General features: G+C 48.4%; 14 protein-coding genes. 11 read left to right on the top strand and 3 right to left on the bottom strand.

Annotation, left to right across the window (positions count from 1 at the left end):
* Window positions 1-200: 200 nt before the first annotated feature.
* Window positions 201-902: an RNA polymerase sporulation sigma factor SigK gene (gene sigK / locus EFBL_RS04520; protein ID WP_096180947.1), complete on the top strand. Its 702-nt coding sequence runs from the start codon at window positions 201-203 to the stop codon at window positions 900-902.
* A gap of 171 nt (window positions 903-1,073) precedes the next feature.
* Here the strand turns inward: sigK and EFBL_RS04515 are convergent, their stop codons facing one another.
* Entirely contained in the window at window positions 1,074-1,910 is an 837-nt protein-coding gene (locus tag EFBL_RS04515) for a methyl-accepting chemotaxis protein (RefSeq protein ID WP_096180946.1), read from the bottom strand.
* A gap of 137 nt (window positions 1,911-2,047) precedes the next feature.
* On the opposite strand from EFBL_RS04515, the gene EFBL_RS04510 reads away from it, so the two are divergent.
* From EFBL_RS04510 to EFBL_RS04480, 7 genes are all read left to right on the top strand, one after another.
* Complete coding sequence (locus EFBL_RS04510; protein ID WP_231705683.1) at window positions 2,048-4,102, top strand: sigma 54-interacting transcriptional regulator; 2,055 nt, start codon at window positions 2,048-2,050, stop codon at window positions 4,100-4,102.
* 251 nt (window positions 4,103-4,353) lie between these two features.
* Window positions 4,354-5,175 carry a carbon-nitrogen hydrolase family protein gene (locus EFBL_RS04505; protein ID WP_096180945.1) on the top strand — a complete coding sequence of 274 codons (822 nt, stop codon included), beginning with the start codon at window positions 4,354-4,356 and terminating at the stop codon, window positions 5,173-5,175.
* 36 nt (window positions 5,176-5,211) lie between these two features.
* Window positions 5,212-6,669, top strand: a complete 1,458-nt coding sequence (locus EFBL_RS04500) for an NCS1 family transporter (protein ID WP_096180944.1) — start codon at window positions 5,212-5,214, stop codon at window positions 6,667-6,669.
* Between the two features lie 42 nt (window positions 6,670-6,711).
* Window positions 6,712-7,596 carry a polysaccharide deacetylase family protein gene (locus EFBL_RS04495; RefSeq protein ID WP_096180943.1) on the top strand — a complete coding sequence of 295 codons (885 nt, stop codon included), beginning with the start codon at window positions 6,712-6,714 and terminating at the stop codon, window positions 7,594-7,596.
* An 82-nt stretch (window positions 7,597-7,678) separates the two neighbouring features.
* Window positions 7,679-8,020 carry a hypothetical protein gene (locus tag EFBL_RS04490; RefSeq protein WP_096180942.1) on the top strand — a complete coding sequence of 114 codons (342 nt, stop codon included), beginning with the start codon at window positions 7,679-7,681 and terminating at the stop codon, window positions 8,018-8,020.
* 14 nt (window positions 8,021-8,034) lie between these two features.
* Entirely contained in the window at window positions 8,035-9,063 is a 1,029-nt protein-coding gene (locus tag EFBL_RS04485) for a CobW family GTP-binding protein (RefSeq protein ID WP_096180941.1), read from the top strand.
* An 18-nt stretch (window positions 9,064-9,081) separates the two neighbouring features.
* On the top strand, window positions 9,082-10,494 hold the full coding sequence (locus EFBL_RS04480) for an amidase (protein WP_096180940.1): 1,413 nt from the start codon (window positions 9,082-9,084) through the stop codon (window positions 10,492-10,494).
* 65 nt (window positions 10,495-10,559) lie between these two features.
* Here the strand turns inward: EFBL_RS04480 and EFBL_RS04475 are convergent, their stop codons facing one another.
* Both EFBL_RS04475 and EFBL_RS04470 read right to left on the bottom strand, forming a co-directional pair.
* Complete coding sequence (locus EFBL_RS04475; RefSeq protein ID WP_096180939.1) at window positions 10,560-11,582, bottom strand: NADH:flavin oxidoreductase/NADH oxidase; 1,023 nt, start codon at window positions 11,580-11,582, stop codon at window positions 10,560-10,562.
* Between the two features lie 20 nt (window positions 11,583-11,602).
* The gene (locus tag EFBL_RS04470; protein WP_096180938.1) at window positions 11,603-11,821 is read right to left on the bottom strand and encodes a hypothetical protein; all 219 of its coding nucleotides are present in this window, start codon (window positions 11,819-11,821) and stop codon (window positions 11,603-11,605) included.
* A 148-nt stretch (window positions 11,822-11,969) separates the two neighbouring features.
* On the opposite strand from EFBL_RS04470, the gene ppx reads away from it, so the two are divergent.
* The 3 genes from ppx to EFBL_RS04455 all read left to right on the top strand — a co-directional run bounded on the left by ppx (window position 11,970) and on the right by EFBL_RS04455 (window position 16,666).
* Window positions 11,970-13,517 (top strand): exopolyphosphatase, encoded by a 1,548-nt coding sequence (gene ppx / locus EFBL_RS04465; RefSeq protein WP_165912631.1) that lies wholly within the window; start codon window positions 11,970-11,972, stop codon window positions 13,515-13,517.
* A 71-nt stretch (window positions 13,518-13,588) separates the two neighbouring features.
* Complete coding sequence (locus tag EFBL_RS04460) at window positions 13,589-15,706, top strand: RNA degradosome polyphosphate kinase (protein ID WP_096180978.1); 2,118 nt, start codon at window positions 13,589-13,591, stop codon at window positions 15,704-15,706.
* 18 nt (window positions 15,707-15,724) lie between these two features.
* Complete coding sequence (locus tag EFBL_RS04455) at window positions 15,725-16,666, top strand: zinc dependent phospholipase C family protein (RefSeq protein ID WP_096180936.1); 942 nt, start codon at window positions 15,725-15,727, stop codon at window positions 16,664-16,666.
* Window positions 16,667-17,224: the final 558 nt, after the last annotated feature.

Genomic DNA, 17,224 nt, shown 5'->3' with positions numbered 1-17,224 from the left:
TCCGTTTGCCCCAGTAGGAGTTCTTGCCGACCGAAAGGTAGGCAACTTCCCCTTTTCCTCCACCGCACGAGTTGTTATAACTTGCACGTCCTTTTTTGCACAGACAGGCACAGGAGCCCAGACTCCCACATATAGTGTTACACAGGCGGCGTACACACGTGGTTTGTACCAAAACTTTTGTGGGAGGTGACCGACATCCAATGCCTGGAATCCTGGCAACTGTAGCTTGGCTGATCCGGGAAGTCGCGCTGTTTATTTCTTATATCAAGAACAATGCGTTCCCGCAACCGCTGTCGGAGCAAGATGAGGAGAAGTACCTGAAACTGATGGCTGCCGGTGACGAAAACGCCCGCAATGTACTGATTGAGCATAACCTTCGCCTGGTTGCCCATATTGTAAAGAAATTTGAAAACACCGGTGAGGACAACGAAGACCTGATTTCCATCGGAACCATTGGTTTGATTAAAGCAATCGAAAGCTTTCAGCCTGACAAAGGCACCAAGCTGGCCACCTATGCTGCACGTTGTATAGAAAACGAGATTCTCATGCATTTGCGTTCCCTGAAGAAGACACGAAAAGACGTTTCCTTGCACGATCCGATCGGGACCGACAAAGAGGGCAACGAAATAACGTTAATTGATGTCCTGGGAACCGAGTCTGATGAGGTGATCGATAAGGTACAGTTAAAGATGGAAAAGGCGAAGATTTACTCGCGGCTGGAATTTCTGGACGAGCGGGAACAAGAAGTGATCCGCGGAAGGTTCGGACTGCCGGATGGGGAAGAGAAGACCCAGCGGGAGATTGCGGAGGAGTTGGGGATTTCAAGGTCGTATGTTTCCAGGATTGAGAAGCGGGCTTTGACGAAGCTGTTGCATGAGTTTCGGCCGAAGAATCGGGAGTGAGAAGTGGGGCGGGTCAGGAACACAAACTGAAAAGTTCTGTTCTGGTATTGGGAAAACTCAAGAGTTTTGGCTCCTTGGGTTTTTCTGTTTAACTCAGGTTTGACAAGGCGCATTAAGGAACAGCCCTAAACCATTGAGGTTCAGGGCATCGGCAGACGACGGTATGCGGAGCTACTCTTTGCCGCCCAATTGGGCCATTTCGGACAAGGTCGTTGCCATGCCGGTCAGTTCTTGCATCAATCCCGACAAATCGGACAAATGATTGCTTAACACCTCCGACGATTGGTAAATCACTGCGTTGGATTCGATCAATTCCTGCACCGATGACTGAATGTTTTGCAGCTGGGCACTGATGTTCTTGGCGGAATTGCTTGATGTTTCAGCGAGTTTTCGGATTTCGTCGGCAACGACAGCAAATCCTTTTCCATGCTGACCGGCCCGCGCAGCTTCGATCGAAGCGTTCAGGCCAAGAATATTGGTTTTGCTTGCAACCTCTTGCACCATTTTGATGATCTGGTCGATATCATAAACTGTCTGTCTGACCGTATTGATTCTTTCCAGCATTTGTTCGTTATGCTTGAAAAGCGACTCAGAAGATGCAGCCGATGACTGGATGCTTGCGGAAAATTGCTGCATTGAGGCCGAAAGCCGTTCCGCCATCTGCAGCATGTTTTCTCTCTTGTCAATGGAAGTGATGGTTGTTACGCAGCCAATTACTTGTTCACCATCAAAAATCGGATAGCCGAGAGCTATATAAGGAACTCCATGGACTTCTCTTCCCACCGTTCGCATAATTTTTTGTCCGCTTTTGATCACCTGGTAGCTGACACTTCCCTCTTTCAGAAGATCTCCTTCCCTAATTCCAAGATCAATCGTGCGGCCGGGAACATATTTTATGATCCTTTCCCGATCCTGAATGGATATGGAAATGTCCTCCACCGAAATGTCGTTTAGCAAATGAGCAATATCAACAAACTTTTGCAAAATGCTATGGCCATTATGGTTCATCCATATCTCCTCCTTACCACTTTCTTACAAGCAAGAAATGTGCCAAAATGTTTTGTCTAAAAACTATCGACAAAAGGAATATCGATATAATATTCTGAAAATGCACGAATATCCATCTTACCAAACGAGGTGGGCACATGGAGATAAAGAACTTGCTGAACACCGATTACAGGATTGTCACAAGGATGGAATGGAAGAACACCGATATACGGAAACAGTGTCTGGAAGAGGGAATTGTCTTTGTCACGGACGGAAAAAAACGCATTCTCGGAATGATGGCCGATTGTGATCAGGACGAGCCGATTCCGGTAGGAGAAGCTTCCCTACTGGCAATTGAGCAGGATAACCTGTCGTGGGACAGTTATTCCATTTGGCTTGTAATAGATGAAATAGGGGATCCCTTGGGGTGGATTGGCCGTGAAGTCATCTACCGACATCTCTATCATTCTTACAAACAAAAGAAAAACTATTATGAATCCATCCTCGCTTCATTACCTTTTCGAATTACGGTGTTTGACAAGGATTGCCGCATCCGCTATGCAAACAAACAGGAATTGGAAGCCCAGGGCGTTCTTCTGGATCAAATTGTAGACAAACCAATGAAAAGCATGGACAAAGACGCTTCGGTTGACCGGGTCTTGACCAGCACAGATACGAAGCCGGTTGTAAGAGTGACGGAAGATAAAAAAGGTATCTATACATTAACCAATGTGTTGGATGGAGGTGTTTCCATCGGGGCAATCAAAATCTATTGGGAAGCGGCAGAAATCGAAAAAATCGCGATGAATCTCGATTCGTACGTCAATTTGGTGCAGGATTTGAAAGCTGTATTTGATTCAAGCTACGATGTAATTTACGTTTCTGACGGTCAAGGAATGACATTGCGGGTCAGTTCCGCAGCCGAAAGGCTCTGGGGATATAAAGAAGAAGAACTGGTGGGACAGACTGTTTATGAACTGGAGAAAAAAGGGGTGTTCAAGCCATCCATAACCCGGCTTGTGCTGGAGAAAAAAGAAAAAGTCCAGGCGATTCAGACCACCAAAACGGGAAGACGATTGAAGGTTGTTGGAACTCCAATCAAGGACGAAGACGGAAACATCATTCGCGTGATCAATACATCCCGTGACATTACCGAAGAAAGCAGACTGCAGTCGGAATTGGAAGAAACCAAGCAAATCATGCAAGGATACAAGCGGGAACTGGAGCAGTTGAAACAACGCACCTTGCAAGATGGGCAGCTGATCGTCAAAAGCCAACTTATGAAGAATGTGATAGCTTTGGCGGAAAAAGTGGCCGATTTTGATTCAACCGTGCTGATTCTTGGTGAGTCGGGTGTGGGAAAAGAAATAATTGCCTCCCATATTTACCAAAACAGCCCAAGGAAAGACAAACCGTTTATTAAGGTCAATTGCGGTGCAATCCCGGAAAATCTGCTGGAATCGGAACTGTTCGGATATGATAAAGGAGCTTTCACCGGTGCTTCCAAAGATGGAAAAATGGGTTTATTTGAATTGGCCCACGATGGAACATTGTTTTTGGACGAAATTGGTGAAATTCCATTAGCCCTGCAAGTGAAGCTGCTGCGTGTTTTGCAGGAAAAAGAGTTTGTCCGGGTGGGAGGAACCAGGTCCGTCCAAGTCAATGTCAGGATTATTGCTGCAACGAATCGCAACCTGGAAGAGGAAGTCAGAAAAAATGCCTTTCGGGAAGATTTGTATTACAGGTTGAACGTAGTTCCCATCCGTATCCCTCCCTTACGGGAAAGACAGGAAGATATACTACCTTTGGCGGTTCACTTTTTGGAGAAATGCAATAAGCAATTTAACACCAATAAATCTTTTTCCAGAGAAACGGCGGAATTGTTGCAAGCTTACAAATGGCCGGGCAATGTCCGGGAATTGCAGAACATTATCGAGCGGCTGGTGGTCACCACGGAACAAAAAGTGATCGAAGTCCATCATCTACCCGACGCTCTCTTGCAAACCCAAACCGTGGCATCAGGAGTCAGCGTTTCCAATATCATTCCTTTGCAACAGGCAATTGAACTTGTGGAGAGGCAGTTATTGACCATGGCAAAGGAACGGTACAACACCACCACCAAAATTGCCGAAGTATTGGGTGTGAATCAATCGACAATCAGCCGCAAGTTAAACAAACTGGGGTTATCTGACGATCTATGCAAAAACGCATAAATTCTATGCGTTTGAGCATAAATGTTCTGTATATTGATGCAATTGAATTTGCTTGAACAAATTGTGACCTGCGGCAATTGGATATATGCAATGATGCATAAATTTTTCGGGGAGAATATTCTGGGTGGATGCTGCCTAAATTGTTCCTTTGCAGTATTCATTGGTTTCGGGTGGATGATCCACCCGTTTTTTTTTGTTGGCATGAAGTTTGCTATTTCAGAAAATATGAATCTGCTATAAGGAGGGTAGAGATGTCAGGCATACACACACCAATAGTTGCAGCCGTTCAAATGAATTGTGTTCTTGGGGACAAAACGGAAAATCTCAAAAAGGCATTGTTCCTGATTGAGGATGCAGTCCAACAAGGCGCAAAGCTGATAGTTCTGCCGGAATTGTTTAACACTGGATACCGGGTGGAAGAGAGGGACCCGGAGTTGGCAGAACCAATCCCTGGCCCTACAACCCAATGGATGTCCAGACTCAGTCAGAAGCATCATGTTTATTTGATTGGATGCATATTGGAAAAAAGCGTTATCAGCGGGCTTGTATACGATACTGCAGTGGTTGTCGGTCCTCATGGTCTTGTCGGATTTTACAGAAAAGTTCATCTTTGGGACACCGAAAACACCCGCTTTGCCAAAGGAGAAGAATTTCCTGTGTTCGACTTGGGATTCGCCCGATTGGGAGTACAAATTTGTTATGAAATCGGATTCCCGGAGGGGTCACGTATCCTGGCTTTGAACGGGGCTGACATTGTGGTGTATCCGTCTGCTTTCGGGCAGGCAAGACGCTATGCATGGGACTTGGCTACTCGGTCTAGAGCGTTGGAAAACGGCGTATTTGTGATCGCTTCCAATCGAACCGGAATAGAAAAGGGGGAAACAGCTTTTGGCGGAGGAAGCCGAATTGTGAATCCGCAGGGAATGGTACTAAGGGAGGCGCTTTCGGAGGATGAGGCACTTGTTGCTGAAATCGATCTTTCTTTGGTCGAAACACAACGCAGGACAATTCCCTATCTGCGGGATCTAAACAAAAGCATCATTTTGAAGAGCCTTTCGAATAATCCGGGTTAAGTCCGGACTCCCAAACAATAGGCAGGAGGTATTTGCATGGATCATGCGAAGAAAAATCACTTGGTTTCCCGGGACATTGTTCCCGTGCTTGGAAAAGATCGGGTGATCAGCGGATTTGGCTTCTTTAACATCTGGGTAGGCATGGCGGTTATTATCGCCACGTTTATGATTGGGGGAAACGGCATTGACTCCATGTCAATTTGGGGAGTAGCGACCGCAATTCTTGTGGCCAACCTGGTAATCGCCCTGATCGGCAGTTTAAGCGGCGACATCGGAATCGAACACGGGTTGTCTTTTGCAGCATATATGCGAGCGCCATTTGGAACAGTCGGCGTCCATCTTCCTGCGGTAAGCCGGGGAATTGTAGCAGCCATTTGGTTTGGCATCCAAACCTACCTGGGAGCCTTGGCCATTAATGCACTGGTTGCCAAGATGACCGGATTCGACTCATGGTTTACCTGGTACGTGATTTTTGCTGTTGTTCAAATTGTCAATACGGCAATGGGGATCAAAGCGATTGACCGGTTTGCCATAGTGGCGGCTCCTTCCATTATCGTGATCTCTTTCTGGATCCTGTTCAAGATGACTGGAATGGCGGAAGTGAAGGGGATAGACGTATGGACCTATGAAGGAACCAAAAACACAACAAGCTGGTTCCTGGTCATGGTGGCCAATATGGGATTCTGGTCGGCTCTTGCCGTTGATATACCAAACATTACGCGTTACATTAAAACCACCAAAGGGGAAAAAAGCTGGATCAAAAGAAATTGGAACAGCTTCTGGCCACATGTGACCGCACTGCCTTTGGTGCAAACCTTTATGGGAATTATTGGTGCGGTCAGCATACTTGGAACAGGCAATTGGAATCCGATCGAAGTCATTCAGGGAACGGCTACCGGTTGGGCGTACTTTGTGCTTCTGATCATGGTAGTACTGGCCCAATGGTCCACAAATACTGCGGCGAATCTGATCCCTGCCTCCCTGACTTTCGTAAATGCCGGAGCTGGCATCAGGATGTCGATGGTTACGGGCATTGTATTGGCGGGTATTGTTGGAACAGTCGTTCAACCATGGGCCATTCTGAATCAATTGTTTACTTATCTCGGGTATTACGGTGCAATCTTGTCCGCTGTAGCCGGAATCATTATTTGCGATTATTATGTGCTTCGCAAGCGACGTCTGAATGTAAAAGATTTGTTTGAGGAAGAAGGACAATTCAAATACGATGGTGGAATCAACTGGGCGGGCATGTTGGCCTGGTTCATTGGCGGCGGACTGGCACTCTATTTTATGGAGTATATGTATCTGGTTGGTTTCCCGGTAGGATTCATTGCCTACTATGTGTTGATGAAGGGATGGTACTTGCGTAAGCATCCACAAATGGAGATTGAATCCAATTATTCGGAGGATTACCTTGGTACCACAGCAGGCCGTGATTGGGAGATTCCGTTTGAAGACGGAATTGGAACCCCTGCAAAAAGTGTGGCTTCTTAAGATTGTAATTAAAAATATATTGGTAAAGGAGAAGGAGTTAATATGGCAAAGAAAGAGATTTTTGTAGCTTTCGGGATTGACGTGGATGCGGTTGCCGGGTGGCTGGGTTCCTATGGTGGTGAAGATTCCCCCGATGACATTTCCCGGGGCCTTTTTGCGGGAGAAGTTGGAACTCCGCGCCTTCTCAAGTTGTTTGATAAGTATAATCTGAAGACAACCTGGTTCATTCCCGGACACTCGATTGAGACGTTTCCGGAGCAGACCCGGATGGTAGTGGCGTCCGGACATGAAATCGGTATTCATGGATATTCACACGAAAACCCGATTGCCATGACCCCGAAACAGGAAGAGGATGTTCTGCTCAAATGTATTGATCTGGTAGAGAAAGTTTCAGGCAAGCGTCCAACCGGTTATGTGGCTCCATGGTGGGAGTTCTCCAATGTAACAAATGAACTTCTTTTAAAGCATGGAATAAAATATGATCACAGCCTGATGCACAACGATTTCCATCCTTACTATGTGCGAGTTGGCGACAGCTGGACAAACATTGATTATGAAAAATCGGCACATGAATGGATGAAACCTTTGGTTCGCGGAAAAGAAACGGACCTGATCGAAATTCCCGCCAACTGGTATCTGGATGATCTGCCCCCGATGATGTTTATCAAGAAGTCACCTAACAGTCACGGTTTTGTGAATCCGCGTGACATTGAACAAATGTGGCGTGACCAGTTTGACTGGGTATATCGGGAATACGACTATGCGGTGTTTGCCATGACAATCCATCCGGATGTGAGCGGCAGACCCCAGGTGCTCCTGATGCTTGAACGCCTGATTGAATACATCAATGGTCACGAAGGGATTCGCTGGGCAACATTTGACGAGATTGCCGACGATTTCAAGCAGCGAAATCCGCGAAACAAATAATGGGACCCAAACGGCTGCAGGCCGACGCGATCAGTCGGCCTGTACCTGTTTATTTTAACTGATCAGGAAGGGGGGCCAGGCAATGTGTGTGTTGTGCGGGGAATCCGTAATGAAAATTCATTGGACAGACAGGAAGCAAGGCCATGACGGGTCAAATCCAATTGCTGTGGCAGGTGGACAACAAAGAGCGCGGCAGAGGGACCGCCTGCACAGAATCAGATTGACAAACCGGATTCTGCGTTATTATAGTCTGTCAGTGGAAGATTGGAGCGGCAGCAAGTTTATTCTTCGAGACAAAAAAGGCAGATCCGCAGTCATTCAGGATTTGGGTGAATTGTGGCCAGCTGCGGAAAAAATGGCCGGTCGGCCGCTCAATCCCCTGGATCCTTCCTTTCTCTCGTATCTCGCTTCGAACAAAACATAACGGAGACAATAACTATGCATTACGGATCGAACAAAAGACCTGTAACTGTTATTACCGGTTTTCTTGGCAGCGGCAAGACCACCTTGCTCAACAGTCTGCTTCCTGAGCCCACACTGGTTCATACGGCTGTTTTGGTAAATGAGTATGGAAAGGTCGGACTTGACCACCATCTGCTTCGACAAGTGGAAGAACAGACCATACTGTTAGGAGGAGGCTGTCTTTGCTGCACGGTCAGGGATGATCTGGTCAAAGTTTTAAGAGACCTGTTGAATCAGGATCAGCAGGGGGTCATTCCTGTTTTTGACCGGATTATGATCGAATCAAGCGGGCTTGCCGATCCGGCTCCGATTTTGTTTACGATTCTTTCTGATCCGGTTCTTCAACATCATTTTTCTATTGATCTGGTCATCGTGACGGTCGATTCGGTAAACGGCCACCTGCATCTGGATCGCCAACCCGAATCCCTCAAACAGGTTTCAATAGCCGACAAGATCCTTTTGACAAAGACGGATTTGGCTTCGCCTGAAACTATAGACAGTCTCAAAATGCGACTCCGTACGCTTAATCCTTCAGCTGAGATATTGGAAGTGATTTCGGGCAAAGTGCAACCATCTGTCCTGTTTCGGCCGAATCCGGCAGGGGCGGGAAACGGCAACCCGTTGGATGGCAGAGCCAAACGGCCTTATACCGAACAATCACATGCACCGGGAACCCGTTCCATTTCGCTTACCTTTGACCATCCTCTTGATTGGACCGCCTTCGGCCTGTGGCTCAGCATGTTGCTGCATGCGCGTGGTGAAGACGTACTTCGCGTCAAGGGACTGCTGGATGTGGGCGAGGAAGGGCCGGTCGTACTTAACGGGGTGCAGCATATCATACATCCTCCCCAACACCTCAAAGATTGGCCCGATCAGGATCACCGTTCCCATCTTGTATTTATCATGAGGGATATCGATCCTACGGAAATCATGAATTCGTTGTCTGCATTTCAAAACTTTCTGGGTGCCCAGCCAGTATTGTTGGAAACCAACATGAGTTTGTGACAGTGAGGAGAAATCAGAATGTCTAGCGCTTTGCATTACAATTTGGCAACTCTGGCGGAGGCAATCCGGAACAAACAACTGTCTCCCGTTGAAATAACAAAAGACTTGCTTGCTCGAATTGCCCTGTTAAATCCGAAACTGAACGCGTTTATCACGATATTGGCGGAAGATGCGCTGGCAGATGCTGCTCAAGCGGAACAGGAAATTATGGCCGGAAACCTGAAAGGGCCTCTTCATGGTGTTCCCATCGGGTTAAAGGACCTGATCTATACCAAAGGGATACGAACTACCATGGGGTCGGAGATGTTCAAGGATTTTGCGCCCGATTATGATGCTGCTGTCGTGGAACGATTAAGGGCTTCCGGCTCTATCCTGATCGGCAAGCTGAACACTCATCAATTCGCCTATGGTCCAACGGGAGACCGTTCCTATTTCGGACCTTCCAGAAATCCTTATGACACCTCCCGGATTACCGGCGGGTCAAGCAGCGGTTCGGGGGTTGCTGTTGCAACAGCAATGTGTTACGGAGCTTTGGGGACGGATACAGGCGGATCGATTCGGATTCCCGCCGCTTGCTGCGGGATTGTGGGAATGAAGCCGACCTTTGGACGTATCAGCAAATTTGGGGTTTTTCCCCTGGGCTATACGCTCGATCATGTGGGTCCCATGACAAGAACTGTGCTGGATAATGCACTCATGCTTAATGTTTTGGCAGGTTTTGACTCAAGAGACCCCTATTCCATCCGGCAGGAAACGGAAGATTTCACACGTTATGTCGGACAGGGAATCAAGGGCAGTCGGATTGGGGTTCCTTCCAATTATTACTTTGACAATGTGGAAGAGGAAGTCGCTGAAAAAGTTTGGTCGGCACTCGAAATCTTCCGCAGTCTGGGCGCGGAAATCCGAAACGTGGAAATCCCCGACATGAAGGAAATTGTCAATGCTCAACATGTGACACTGAAGAGTGAAGCATACGCCGTTCATGAGGAAAAACTGCGCGACCCTGCGGCAAAATGGGATCAGGAAGTGAAAGAACGCCTGTGCACCGGTGCGGAAACCAAAGCATACGAGTATGTCCAGGCGCAGCAGGTCAAACATACTGCGATTCAGGCATTTGAAGGCGTTTTAAAGGAAGTGGATATACTCGCGGCTCCCACCCTTCCCATTCTGCCGGTTGAAATTGAACAGCGGAAAGTGACGGTTGGCGGTGTATCGGAACACGTACGGACTGCACTAACCCGATTGACAGGCCCGACGAATTTTAACGGATTTCCCAGTCTGTCCGTTCCGTGCGGATTCTCCCAATCCGGTCTGCCAATCGGCCTTCAATTGATCGGGTGTCCCCATACGGAAGCAACACTCTATCGCTTTGGCTACGCTTTTGAGCAAGCAGCGTGCATTCCAACAGTCAAGTACAACATCCCAATTTGATTTTATTAATGAGTATACAGGTAGCTTTTTGCAAAAGGTTGAACGGATTTCCGTTCAACCTTTTCTCAGAATGCCCGAACATATTGCTGGGGCACTTCCGGTTTGTGGCCGACAGCCACACCGGCGTGAAGGGCCCAATAGGGGTTACGCAGCATTCCGCGACCTATTGCGACCAGATCAGCGTCCTGGTTGCCGATGACCGATTCTGCCAACGCAGGATCTTCCAGTTTGCCGACCGCAATGACCGGCACTTGGAGGGCCTCCTTGATGGCACGAGCAAAGGGGATCTGATACCCGGGGTTGGCGCCTGGCCGTCCGCCCGAACCGATTGGACCTTCACCGCCGGATGTGATATGGAATAGATCCACTCCGGCCTGCTGGTACCTTTTGCACAGTTCGATGCTGTAATCGAGACCGTAGCCGTTTTCCACATATTCAATTGCCGAGATGCGCATGATCAAAGGAGTGTTGGACGGCAGTTCACTCTTGGCAGCCTCAATTACTTCGACCCCAAACTTGGTCATATCTTTTCCATACTCATCAGTCCGTTTGTTGGTCAAAGGGGAGTGGAACTGATGGATCAAATATCCGTGTGCTCCGTGAATTTCCACTGTATCGACGCCAGCCTGCACCGCCCGTCTGACACCGTCCCTGAATTTTTCAACCATTTGCTTGACTTCATCCGTTGTCAGTGCTCTCGGGGTTTTTGATTTGTCGTCAAAGGCAATCGGGGAGGGAGCCACTGGAACGGCGGCATCCTGCGCCTTGCGTCCGGCATGGCCAATCTGGATGGCCACTTTGGCTCCGTATGTATGGCAACCTTCGATGATCCGGGCAAATGCCGGGATATGGTCATCCGACCAGATTCCCAAATCATAGTCGCTGATCCGGCCATCCGGCTCCACATCCGTCATTTCCATAATGATCAAGCCGGTACCGCCAACTGCCCTGCTGATATAGTGTACATAATGCCATTCGTTTGGTATGCCGTTTTTTGCCTGGACTGAATATTGGCACATGGGAGGCATTACAATCCGGTTTTTCAGTTCAAGATTTTTCAAGGTAAAAGAACTAAACAGGTGAGGCATTCTCCATGGCTCCTTTCGCTTTACTCCGCTTCACGGATTAGATCGTTGATTTTGTCTTGGTATTTGTGGAGTTTCTTCAGATGATGAAACAACTCGTTCAACTGTTCCTGATTGAACTTGTCCTGATCCAAAAGTGCAGCCAACTTTGTTCCAAATTCCAGGGCCAGAAAGGGCTGAAGTTTTCCCTTTAGATCCTCGAGAGTATGGTCGATGGTGCACTCCTTTTTTTCTTCGTTCATGCTGGCAACCTCCCGTAAAAACAATCACATGCCCTATAATTGTAACCTTTTGCCGCCCAAAAATGAACAGGTCAGTATGGACACGGTTTCCTACTGTATAATAATGGGTAAGAAACAGCAAAAAGAGAGAAAAAGCAGGGGAGTGGACATGGGGACTTTCATTGGAATCATTGACCTGGGTTCGAACACCGCCCGGCTGGTTGTGTACTACAAGGACGAACAAGGAAGCTTCTATGAGTTCGACAATATCAAGCGGGTTTTGCGCCTGAGCAACCATTTGCAGCCCAATGGGTTGATCAGCGAAACCGGTTTTCAAGAGACAATGGATTGCATGCGCCAATTCAAAGAATTATGCGATGCCAGACAGGTGAGCGAAGTAATAGGGGTGGCGACAGCTGCTGTCCGCCAGGCAAGTAACGGGCAGGAGTTGCTGGCTGCCATTCACAGGAATACAGGGATTCCATTTCGTTTGTTGACTGGGGAGGAAGAAGCTTATTACGGGTATTTGGCTGTGGTCAACAGCATGAACGTAAGTGACGGAATCTCTGTTGACCTGGGGGGCGGAAGCACTGAGGTGACCCTGATTCGGGATCGGAAGCTGCAGGAGAGCCACAGCTTTCCCTTTGGCATTGTTACATTGACCAAACGTTTCCTCCAAAGGGAGATCCCAACGGATCAAGAGATCGTCCATCTAAAGCAGTTTCTGCAACAGCAGTTCTCGTCACGACCTTGGCTTTTCAATCAGAAATTCCCCCTGATAGCCATGGGGGGAACGGCCCGGAATCTGGGAAAGATTCATCAGCAACAGATTCACTACCCAATGGCCAGCCTGCACCACTATTTGCTGGATGACCAAAGTGTGGATCGAATTTTTCAATGGATACGCAAGCTTTCCCTGGAACAACGGAAAGAAGTCAACGGTCTGTCCAAAGACAGGGCGGATGTGATTATTGCGGGTATTGCAGTCTTCCAAACCCTTATGGAATGGATCGGAACCAAGCAATTGATTGTCAGCAACAAAGGACTGCGGGATGGGGTGTTGTACGAGAAAGTTCTCCCGCTCCAAAACATATCCTGTACTGACGATATTATCCGGATAAGCACAGAACAATTTATGAACCGCTACCAAGTTCCAAAGGGACATGCACAACATGTGAAAAATTTGGCCTGTACGCTGTTTGATGAACTGAAAGACCTGCAGATCCTCAATCTGGGAGCAAACGAGCGCAAGCTCCTGGAGATAGCCGCCTTATTGCACGATGTGGGAAGATCCATCAATGTGTATGAGGCTTCCCAACATACGTTTTATTTGTTATCGAATGTTTTGCTGTTGGGATTGACCCACAAACAGCGAATCCTGATCGCCATGACGGCATCTTACAAAAACAACAAACAATTGCAGCAGCAACAGTCCCGGTATGCAGGAATTGTCGACAAATCGGACAAAGAGATGGTGGAAAAACTGGGGCATTTGGTGCTTCTTGCCCGCATTCTGGATCGTTCCATGTCGCAGCAGATCCGGAGTATCCGCCTCTTGGAGAAGAAGAAGAACATCGTCATCGAATGTACAAGCATCAAGGAAAACCTGTTGGAATACGCCCTTCTGGAAGACATCCTGAAGAGGGTTTCAAAAGTATTTACCCGTTCTTTTTCTTTTGTTGTGAAAACACCGACTGCCACTTTTACGAATTCTTAATATATTATTGTTAAAATGGATATCGACGCGTTTTGACAAATTCTAGCAGGAAAAAGGTTGGATTCCCAATGATGAAGTTCGACTTGCCGGATTATTACATTAACCGCGAATTGAGTTGGCTTTCTTTCAACGAACGGGTATTGGAAGAGGCTGATGATTCGGCGAACCCCCTGTTTGAAAGATTAAAATTCCTGGCCATCACCAGTTCCAATCTGGACGAATTTTTCATGGTGCGCGTGGCGGGGCTTAAAGACCAGGTGAAAGTCGGGTTTACCAAACCGGACAACAAGTCGGGCATGACCCCAAAAGAACAGTTGATGGCCATTTCCGAGAGATCTCATGAGATGATCCGCCGGATGTTCCAAATTCTGAAAGAATCGATTACCCCTGATCTGGAAAAAGAGGGAATCCGCTTCCTGAAAGGCAGCGACCTGAATGAGAAGCAGTTGAGATTCCTGAACGATTATTATCATCATCATGTCTACCCGGTGCTTACGCCAATGGCTGTTGATGCAAGCCATCCTTTTCCGATGCTTCTGAACAAGACATTGAATTTGGCAGTGCTGCTTGAGAGCGAGTTGGATGGGGAGGAAGAGCCGCTGTTTGCGGTTGTTCAGGTGCCCTCCATCTTTCCCCGATTCGTTCAACTCCCGGCTGGAGAGGGGGAGGCCCATTTTATCCTGTTGGAAGAAGTTATCCGTATGCACATCAACAGCCTGTTTCAGGGCTTTAAGATCGTGGAGGTCTCCCCTTTCCGCATCATTCGGAATGCGGACCTGACCATTCACGAAGAGGAGACGGAAGACTTGCTGGAGGCTATTGAACAGGAACTGAAACGCAGAAAAATGGGAGCAGCCGTCCGCCTTGGCATGGATATCTCCATGAGCAAGTATCTGAAAGACACGCTAAAGGACTGGCTGGAATTGGAGGAATGGGACGTCTATGCGGTGGAAGGACCGCTGGATCTGTCGTTCTTTTTCAGTTTTTATTCGCTTGCCGGTTATGAACACTTGAAGTTTGTGCCGAACAAGCCGCAAATGCCGAAGGAACTGGCGGATGAAGACCAGCTCTTTGAAGTGATCGCCCAAAAAGATATCCTGCTTCATCACCCTTACGATTCCTTTGATCCGGTGGTTCATTTTGTCGAGAAGGCGGCCGATGACCCGCAGGTATTGGCCATCAAACAAACACTGTACCGGGTGAGCGGCGACTCCCCGATTGTGAACGCGCTTGTGAGAGCGGCCGAGAACGGCAAGCAGGTGACCGTGCTGTTGGAGTTGAAGGCCCGCTTTGACGAAGAGAACAATATCGTTTGGGCAAAGAAACTGGAAAAAGCCGGCTGTCATGTAATTTATGGACTTGTGGGGTTAAAGACCCACAGCAAAATCACGCTGGTCGTACGCGCTGAGCAAAACGGCATTCGCCGTTACCTGCACCTTAGCACCGGCAATTACAATGACACTACGGCCCGTTTTTATACCGACCTGGGCATGTTTACGGCCAGAGAGGAATTCGGGGTGGACGCGAGCGCGTTCTTCAATTATCTGTCCGGCTACTCCTCCACACCGGACTGGAACGTCTTCGGGACTGCCCCTGATGGGATGCGGGAGAAGTTTTTGCGCTTAATCGACACGGAGATACAGCATAAAGAGGCAGGCAAACCTGCCCGGATCACAGCCAAAATGAACTCGCTCACCGACAAGGATCTGATTGAAGCGTTGTACCGGGCCTCGTGTGCCGGAGTCGAAATCGACCTGATCATCCGTGGCATCTGCTGCTTACGGCCGGGCATCCCCGGCGTCAGTGAAAATATCCGTGTAATCAGCATTGTCGGCAGGTACCTGGAACACAGCCGGATCTATTATTTTGAGAATGGCGGGGAGGCGCAGATCTTCTTGTCAAGCGCTGACTGGATGACCCGTAACATGATGGCCCGCGTGGAATTGATGTTCCCGGTTGTACAGGAGGATCTCAAAGATCGCATAAAGCATATTTTGGACGTCATGTTGAGAGACAATGTAAAAGCTCGCATGCTTCGCCCGGACGGTGTATACGAGCGGGTTCGGACCGGCGAGGAAGCGCTGGAAAGCCAGATGTTTTTCTATGAGGAAGCCTGCCGGCAAGCGGAGACGGACTCTTCTTTATTGACCAGGCGGTTGCAGCCGATCGTGAATGCGCCGGAGAAGTAAGCGGAGCGGAGGAAATCCATGCCCAACATCTGGACTCATCTCATCTTCGGACAAGAGGTTTTGCGTCGTATCGGACGGACTGATCTGCTGAAGCCTGAAACCACAAACGTATTCAATCTGGGCTGCCAGGGACCTGATTTTTTGTTCTACCACAACTTCTTGCCGTGGCAGACGGACACACGGGCCAATGTCATGGGCGAGTTAATTCACCATAAGCATTGCGGCCCTTTCCTGGTGGAAATGGTGCTGCAAATGCGTGGGAGACAGCTGCATGATCCGACCGTGATTTATGTATTGGGTTTTCTGACCCATCATGTTCTTGACCGCAATATGCACCCCTATATCCATTACAAATCCGGCTACAAGAAATGGAACCACCAGCGGTATGAAGTAATTCTGGACACCATTATGGCGGAGAAATTTCTGGGGCTTGCCACTTGGAACACACCTGTCTGGAAGCAGTTCTATATAGGGGATGACTTCCCGGAGGGTGTGGTCGACATGTTCCGGAAGGCGGCCATCAAGTTTTTTCCCGAACAGGCGAACCGCATGCAGGACGGTGACTGGAGTCAGGCTTATCGTGACATGGTCAGGACTCAGCAAATTTTTCACGATCCTTATGGAATCAAGCGCCTAATCACATTTGGCAAGATTGAACCTATGGTATACAAGCGTAAGAACCCCCCACGCGACTATCTGAACGAGAACCATGCAGAGTGGCATCACCCGGCGATTCCTGAAGAAACATCAAACAGCAGCGTCTGGGATCTTTGGGAGCAAGCATTGGCGGATGGGGAAACAGTACTGCGGGCAGCGGTGGAATTCCTCGAACTATCCCTCCAAGGCACCGAAACGTCCGGTGAGAATCTATTAGTAGAGAAAATTGGCAACCTGTCTTATGATACGGGCAAACCTTGTGGCAGCCATCTGGAGCTGCGGTATGCCGATCCAATTGTCTAAGCAAGGACTGTTCAATGCATTTGTTGAGCCTCCTCCTTTCTTGTAACCAAAGGTTACGTCAAGGTGTCAGATAAATACCCTCGATGAGGAGATAACGATACCCAGTGCCGCTAATCATCCTCGGTTGAGGAGATAACGGTACCCAGTACCGCTAATCATCTTCGGTTGAGGAGATAACGGTACCCAGTACCGCTAATCATCTTCGGCTATCGAGATAACGGTACCCAGTGCCGCTAATCATCTTCGGTTGAGGAGATAACGGTACCCAGTACCGCTAATCATCTTCGGCTATCGAGATAACGGTACCCAGTGCCGCTAATCATCCTCGGTTGAGGAGATAACGGTACCCAGTACCGCTAATCATCTTCGGCTATCGAGATAACGGCACCCAGTGCCGCTGAGCATCCCCGGCTGTGAAGATAACGGCACCCAGTGCCGTTATTTCATGGCAATCGGCTGCTGTTTTCCAAATAAGAGGTTCCAAGGTTCTTATTTGATCACATTTATGTTCCCCGGTAGTACCTAACCCTCAAATAGATACCCGAAAATCCTCTATTC

This window comes from Effusibacillus lacus (assembly GCF_002335525.1).
In the GTDB taxonomy this organism is placed as follows: Bacteria; Bacillota; Bacilli; order Tumebacillales; family Effusibacillaceae; genus Effusibacillus; species Effusibacillus lacus.
Note: the sequence above shows the minus strand (reverse complement) of the source record. Positions and strands in the feature narration are given on the sequence as shown.